The 6391-nt window shown below is 46.8% G+C and carries 8 protein-coding genes; 7 read left to right on the top strand and 1 reads right to left on the bottom strand.

All coding sequences use genetic code 11. The features are described 5' to 3' along the window. Nucleotides 1-50: 50 nt before the first annotated feature. The 7 genes from K8R76_07625 (at nt 51) to K8R76_07595 (ending at nt 4585) form a co-directional block, all read left to right on the top strand. Nucleotides 51-332 carry a type II toxin-antitoxin system RelE/ParE family toxin gene (locus K8R76_07625; protein ID MCD4848043.1) on the top strand — a complete coding sequence of 94 codons (282 nt, stop codon included), beginning with the start codon at nt 51-53 and terminating at the stop codon, nt 330-332. A 9-nt stretch (nt 333-341) separates the two neighbouring features. Next, the gene (locus tag K8R76_07620) at nt 342-659 is read left to right on the top strand and encodes a HigA family addiction module antidote protein (GenBank protein MCD4848042.1); all 318 of its coding nucleotides are present in this window, start codon (nt 342-344) and stop codon (nt 657-659) included. An 84-nt stretch (nt 660-743) separates the two neighbouring features. Next, nucleotides 744-1580 (top strand): methyltransferase domain-containing protein, encoded by an 837-nt coding sequence (locus K8R76_07615; GenBank protein ID MCD4848041.1) that lies wholly within the window; start codon nt 744-746, stop codon nt 1578-1580. Nucleotides 1581-1668: 88 nt separating this feature from the next. Beyond that, the gene (locus K8R76_07610; protein ID MCD4848040.1) at nt 1669-2409 is read left to right on the top strand and encodes an HAD family hydrolase; all 741 of its coding nucleotides are present in this window, start codon (nt 1669-1671) and stop codon (nt 2407-2409) included. Between the two features lie 395 nt (nt 2410-2804). Next, complete coding sequence (locus tag K8R76_07605; GenBank protein ID MCD4848039.1) at nt 2805-3602, top strand: GNAT family N-acetyltransferase; 798 nt, start codon at nt 2805-2807, stop codon at nt 3600-3602. A gap of 76 nt (nt 3603-3678) precedes the next feature. Next, entirely contained in the window at nt 3679-4119 is a 441-nt protein-coding gene (locus K8R76_07600) for a CGGC domain-containing protein (protein ID MCD4848038.1), read from the top strand. Between the two features lie 58 nt (nt 4120-4177). Beyond that, nucleotides 4178-4585, top strand: a complete 408-nt coding sequence (locus K8R76_07595; GenBank protein ID MCD4848037.1) for a hypothetical protein — start codon at nt 4178-4180, stop codon at nt 4583-4585. 116 nt (nt 4586-4701) lie between these two features. Here K8R76_07595 and K8R76_07590 read toward each other — a convergent pair whose 3' ends face one another. Then, nucleotides 4702-6207, bottom strand: a complete 1506-nt coding sequence (locus K8R76_07590) for a mechanosensitive ion channel family protein (GenBank protein ID MCD4848036.1) — start codon at nt 6205-6207, stop codon at nt 4702-4704. Nucleotides 6208-6391: the final 184 nt, after the last annotated feature.

The raw sequence follows: 6391 nt of genomic DNA, 5'->3' as shown, positions 1-6391 counted from the left end.
GTTCTCAAAGGAAGGTTGACGTATAACGTTATGCGTTATAGATTCGCAATATGATACAGAGCTTCAAGTGTAAGGAAACTGAAAAGCTCTTCAACAGGGAGTATTCGAGAAAGCTGCCCTCCTCGATTCAAAGGATTGCTTTCAGGAAACTGAGGATGCTTCATAGGAGTTCGAGTGTTGAAGATTTAAGAGTACCTCCAGGAAATAGACTTGAGGTGCTTGGAGGAAAAAGGAAGGGACAGCGTAGTATTAGGATCAATGAGCAATGGCGAATCTGTTTCATCTGGAAACAAGGTGATGCTTTCAATGTTGAAATCGTTGACTATCACTAGAGGTGTGAAATGAAAAAGATGGCTCCACTACATCCTGGAGAAGTTCTCTTTGAGGAGTTTATGCTTCCTCTTGGAATAAGTCAGAACAAACTTGGGAAGGAACTAGCAATATCTCCACGGCGTATTAACGAAATAGTTCACGGAAAGCGACGAGTAACTGCCGACACAGCACTTCGGCTGAGCGTGTACTTCGGAAATTCTCCAAGCTTCTGGCTCGGTCTGCAAATTGACTACGACTTGGATAACGCAATTGATTCGAACGGAAAACAGATTAAAAAAGAAGTACACAAGTACCACGCTGTAAAGAAGATGAGATCAAATGCATGAACCAGCCACAAATGCATAGCCTTGATCCAGAGTAATATCTGTGCTGGTTATTCTAAGCGTTTTCTGTGAATAGAGATGACGAGAATGTTCAAACAACTGGAAGATATCAATAGCCGACCAGAGTCATTTGAGTTCTACACAGCGGCAGATTTGTGGAACGACAATCATACCTCTCAGCAAATGCTCGCATACCATCTCAACACCAATATCGATGTATCATCCCGGCGAGGTGCATTCATTGATCGATCAGTCGAATGGATTGAATTGCACTTCAGCGTTGTAACTGGTACCCGAATCGCCGATTTCGGCTGCGGCCCAGGGCTCTACGCAAGCCGACTGGCAAAACTCGGCGCAAGCGTGACGGGTATTGACTTCTCGGCGCAGTCAATTAATCACGCGAGGGATGTGGCTGAGCAGTCGGGCCTATCCATCGAATACATCAATCAGAACTACCTTGATTTCGAAACGGAAGACCGTTTCGACATTATCTTGATGATCATGTGCGACTTCTGCGCACTAAGCCCTTCGCAGCGAATGGCATTGCTCACAAAGTTCCACTCAATGCTCTCGCCAGGTGGGTCTGTCCTTCTCGACGTCTATTCCCTGAATGCGTTCAAGCAACGCGAGGAAGCGACCTCATATGGAGTAAATCTGCTCAACGGTTTCTGGTCCGCGGAGAAATACTACGGATTCCTGAGCACTTTCAAGTACGAGGAAGTAAAGGTGGTATTAGACAAGTATACCATCGTGGAAGCGGAGCGAACACGAACCGTCTACAACTGGCTGCAATACTTTTCTTCCGAGTCGCTGCAGAGCGAGTTTGAGAAGGCTGGTCTCGCACAGCATGCGTTTTACAGTGACGTGGCAGGCACACCCTTTGATGATTCTGGCTCTGAGTTTGCTATTGTTGGAAAGAAATGACCATCACAGAACAATCGCATCGACTGTATTTGTCAAATAGCGCGCGATTCGACAAGACAGTCATGCGTGACGTCTTGAATGCAAGAAGATGAAGCAGGTCAAACAGATTAAAGCAATATCATTCGATGGTGATATGACCCTGTGGAATTTCGAGAAGGTCATGCGGCATTCGCTTTCACATGCCCTCGAAGAATTGCGCCGTCGTGTCCCAAATCAAGCATCATCTGACCTGACGATAGACAAGATGATCGAGATTCGGAACTCCGTGGCAGCCGCACTTTCGGGGAAGGTCTTCAATCTCGAGGAGATCCGACTTCATGCATTCAAACGCACAGTGGAGTATATCGGACACTCCGATGACACTCTCGCGACAAGACTGAATGCCTTGTACCTGAAACATCGGTTTGAGGATATCGAGCTTTATCCAGATGTCATCCCTATCCTGGATCTCCTCCGTTCGGACTTCTCCATCGGACTCCTATCCAATGGCAATGGCTATCCGGAACGATGCGGACTTCCGGATCGCTTCAACTTTGTTGTGTTCTCACAGGATGTCGGAGTCGATAAACCTGATGCAGGGATGTTTCGCGCCGTCTGCAGATACGCTGGCTGCGATCCCTGTGAACTCATGCACATCGGGGACTCGCTGGAATCGGATGTTGCCGGCGCAAACGGAGTCGGAGCTGTCTCGGTGTGGCTTAATCGAGACCTAAAACAGAATGAATCCGGCATCGTTCCCGACTACGAAATTAGATCCCTTACCAACATTGGAGACATCCTGAAAAGAAACGGAGAAATATCTAACAAGTCGTCTGGAAGTGGCGCTTGACAGCGCCTCAGCTGTGATGTCCTCGGAGAAACGAATATGACAAGAATGGAAATGACTGATTATTATGCAAAACGCGCTTCTGAGTATGAGTACATCTATCAGAAGCCGGACGGATGAAGAAGGCAATACCTATCAAATACGGAAACTTTTTGATGGTTCCACGCATGAGGTATTAAAGAATTTTACGACACAAAGCGAGTATATTGAACAAATTAAGCCATCAGCAGATAATTACTATTTCGTGGAAATGGACTACTTCTGGTTAGCTCGTTATACTTTGAAAAGCATCAAAGAGTAAATTAGTACACCGGGTGCAATGTGTGGGCTCCACTGATTTGAAGTAAAAGCCGAATCACTCTTCGCAGCTGGTGCGTCCTTCCGGTGAACGGAGTGAGATGAAATCAGAAATCATTATCAGAGATATGCAAAGTGAAGACGAGGAGTTCGTAGGATCCTGCACGCATATCGGCGAAACAGCGGAATATACGGCATCCTGCCAAAGACGAGTGCCCTGGTTGCGCGACCGGTACGAACGGGGCCTTAGGGTTAGGGTTGCCCTTCTGGACGGTGCTCATGCAGGTTTTCTGTACGTTATGCCCATTGAACTTGCCCCCTGGGGACCGGTCGGACGGGACCTGATGAGTATCCTTTGCCTGACGATCAAAGACGAAGCTAAGTCCAGGGGAATAGGACGATGTCTGGTTTCAGCTGCTGAGGAGGAAACACAGACGCAGGGCTGTAAAGCTATTACTGTGGTCGCCTTCTACCACGATTTCTGGTTCATGCCGGCACCGTTCTTCGAGAAATGCGGATTCGAGGTCGCAGTGCGCAAGGAGGAATCAGCAATTCTCTGGAAGGTTTTCGACTCATCAGCGGAACCACCGTCTTTTCTCGACCGACACTTCGAGTTCATGCCGAAGTACGGCAAGGTAGTTGTCGACCTCTTCTGGAGCCGGTCCTGCCTTACGACCGATACTGAGGCGGAAAGGGTTCGTGAAGTTGCAGGCGAGTTCGCTGACTCGGTGCTGCTCAGGGAGTATTGCTCGGATGATCCGGACATTCGTTCAAAGTACGGCATCTTCAGGGCCATTTTTGTGAACGGGAAGGAAATCGGCTGGGGCTACGAGGCACCTAAGAACGGCCTGCGCACAAAGATTCGAGAGGCTCAACAACAGCTTACACCGGATAGCTGATCGCCAACGGTGAAGATCATGATAGATTGTTTAGATATCTCCAAATCATTCCAGAATTAAAGGAGAAGTCAGCAAGATGAAAAAAATCAGCATAATCATCTGTAACCGTTACCATACCTGCACAGGCGGGAAGTGTCTGAGAGCTTTGCGAAATCGTGAGGGGGCTTTTTCTCTGTACAAGGACGAGGAAGTTGAAATAGTGGGCTACACAACCTGCGGAGGCTGTCCCGGCGGCAACATAGAGTATGCTCCAGCTGAAATGAAGAAGAATGGAACAGATGTCATCCATTTAGCTACGGGTTTAGTGGTCGGCTATCCACCCTGCCCCCGCCTGCAAGCTTTCTGCGAATTTATTCCTGCCAAATATGGACTGGATGTGATTGTAGGAACTCATCCAATCCCACAGAATTATTACCTGACCCACCAGGAGTTAGGAACTTGGCAGTCAACCAGATGGCAAGAACGTATTCAGCACGTCCTGGCAAACGAAGAAACACGTTTGGCATACGATTCATGACATCGGAAGAGAAACAACTATGTGAAATCCACATAATCATCGTTAACTGAAGGAACTAATGATAACACCTGATCTGATCAACATACTGAAGCAACAGCTAAGCGAAACAGCAGAGCACATTGTGCCCATCGATTCCGAATCCGCAGCTTCAGCTGCTCGAGATCTCCAGAAGTCGTTATTCAACGTTGTTGCCCGTGAGGTATTACCAAGGCTGTCAAATGTTGATTTCCGCGACCTGTTGAAGAAGCTTGATATTTCACCATCCGATCTCATTTTTATTACTTCTGGAGTTTCGACCCATGACAAGCCGTTTCAAGCAACATGGTCAAGCTATTTCTTAGCCAATCAGGATATATTCTGGCTCCCTGGCAATGATGTGGGCCTTTTTGATGAAACTCTTTCATGGGTCATTATCACAGGGGATGACGGTCAAACCTTTTTGTCACAATTAGTGAAAACAAGTTGAAGTTGTTGAAAAGAATCCATTTGAAGTAGTAGTTACGCAATGTTTTGCAGGTGTTTCTGATCGTTATCTGATAAATACAAGTCCTGGAGTGTATTGAGTTCAGAAGATAGTTGTTCTTATCTTATCCCGAAGAAATCCCTTATTCGACCAAGTATGTGATCCTTTTGAACAGGCTGTTTGTATTCCTGCTCCTCTATTGAGCTGTCCACAACTCTGCTTGAAAGATCCTCCAGTCGTTTTTCCAGCATTTCAGAGAGTGGTTCAAGGATCGAGGGTTCTGTTTCCAGCAGGTATGCCAGACCTTCTTTTTTAACAACGATTACTTCAGTTTCGGCCACCGCGCAGACCGATGCTGAGCGGGGTTCACCTGTAAGGAGGCTCATTTCACCGAAGTAATCTCCTTCCTGGAGGTCTGCGAGATGAGTTTTTCGACCGGAGCTATCAGAAACATAAACCTCGACCTTGCCGTCCGAGATAATTAACAGGGAATCACCTGAATCTCCCTGGTTAACAAGTATCTCTCCCTTTGAATAGAGATGTCTGGAGGAACTCTCAGCAAGTTTCAGGATCTGTTCGTCGTTAAGCAGTTCAAATAGTTCAACTTCTCTGAGTTCATTGAATATTTCTGTTATCAGCAATTCCTTGACTCTGGCTTCGTAATCCTCAGGGACAGTTCTAACTGTCACATCCCTGATCGGGAACGGAATTGAAAGCCCGGCCCTTCGAAGGCTATACCAGATATGTGTTCTGACTGCATTTTCGATTTCGGGTTTTCTGTGATATTCCGAAATCCAGAAACGTACATCATAATTGATAGTATAACTATCAAATTTTTCAAGGAATACTTTGGGAAGCGGTTTCGTCAGAACCCCATCGGTTCTGGCAAATACTCCTGAAATTATTTTCTTCACCTGTCCAGGTGAGTGATTGTAAGCCATTCCGATTTCTATCCTGCACATATGATGTCTGTTCGGATGGGAGTAGTTAGTTACGATATCCTTAGAAACAGTAGCGTTTGGAATGGTAACATGATCTCCGGCTCTTGTTCTGATGGTAAGAGTCCGCCAGTTCATCTGCACGACTATACCCTCTTCTTCACCTACACCTATCCATTCACCGACTTTATACGGTCTCTCCATCTGCAAAGCCAGACCCGCAAAAAGATTACCCAGTATGTCCTGAAGAGAGAGTCCGATAACAGCGGAAAGAACGGTTGACGTAACAAGGAACGCGGTGAGCCTGACTCCGAATATTCCATTTAGAATGGCTACTGCGACAATTGCCAGAACGATGAAGTTGATCATGTCTATTATCAGTCTCGGAATGTGAATATCGCCCTGTTTCTTCAGGAGATAGTCCCACAACAGCAGGTTCAGAACCTGCAGAATCGTGTTGGCGCCGAGCATAATTGTCGCAGCAAGAGCTATTCTGGAAAAGGTTGATTCTCCCGGTACCCCGAACATCTTCATCACAAGGTATGATGCCCCAGCGATTCCAGCCAGAAGAATCCAGAGCTTCAGCCTGCTCCCTGGTGAATGTTTTCTGATCAGCCAGAGAATAAGCCCTACTGCAAGACCAAGGACAACAGCCATGATACCGTGTAAAAGCATCTGCTGACTCAAGAAACAACCTCCCGGAATCAGCCCGCATAAATCACCAGCCATCTACTGCAACACCACATATGCAGGCGTCTACTTCGTTATGCTCATACATCCGTCCTCGACGTACTGTATAATAAATACGCCTCCGGAGTCTGTATTCGCAAGCCTCGTATCCACCAGCATCTGTGACGTTTCGCTACAATGG

Source organism: Candidatus Aegiribacteria sp., assembly GCA_021108435.1.
Lineage (GTDB): Bacteria > Fermentibacterota > Fermentibacteria > Fermentibacterales > JCC-6 > Aegiribacteria.
The sequence above is the reverse complement of the archived record's forward strand: the minus strand, read 5'-3'. Positions and strand labels throughout refer to the sequence as shown.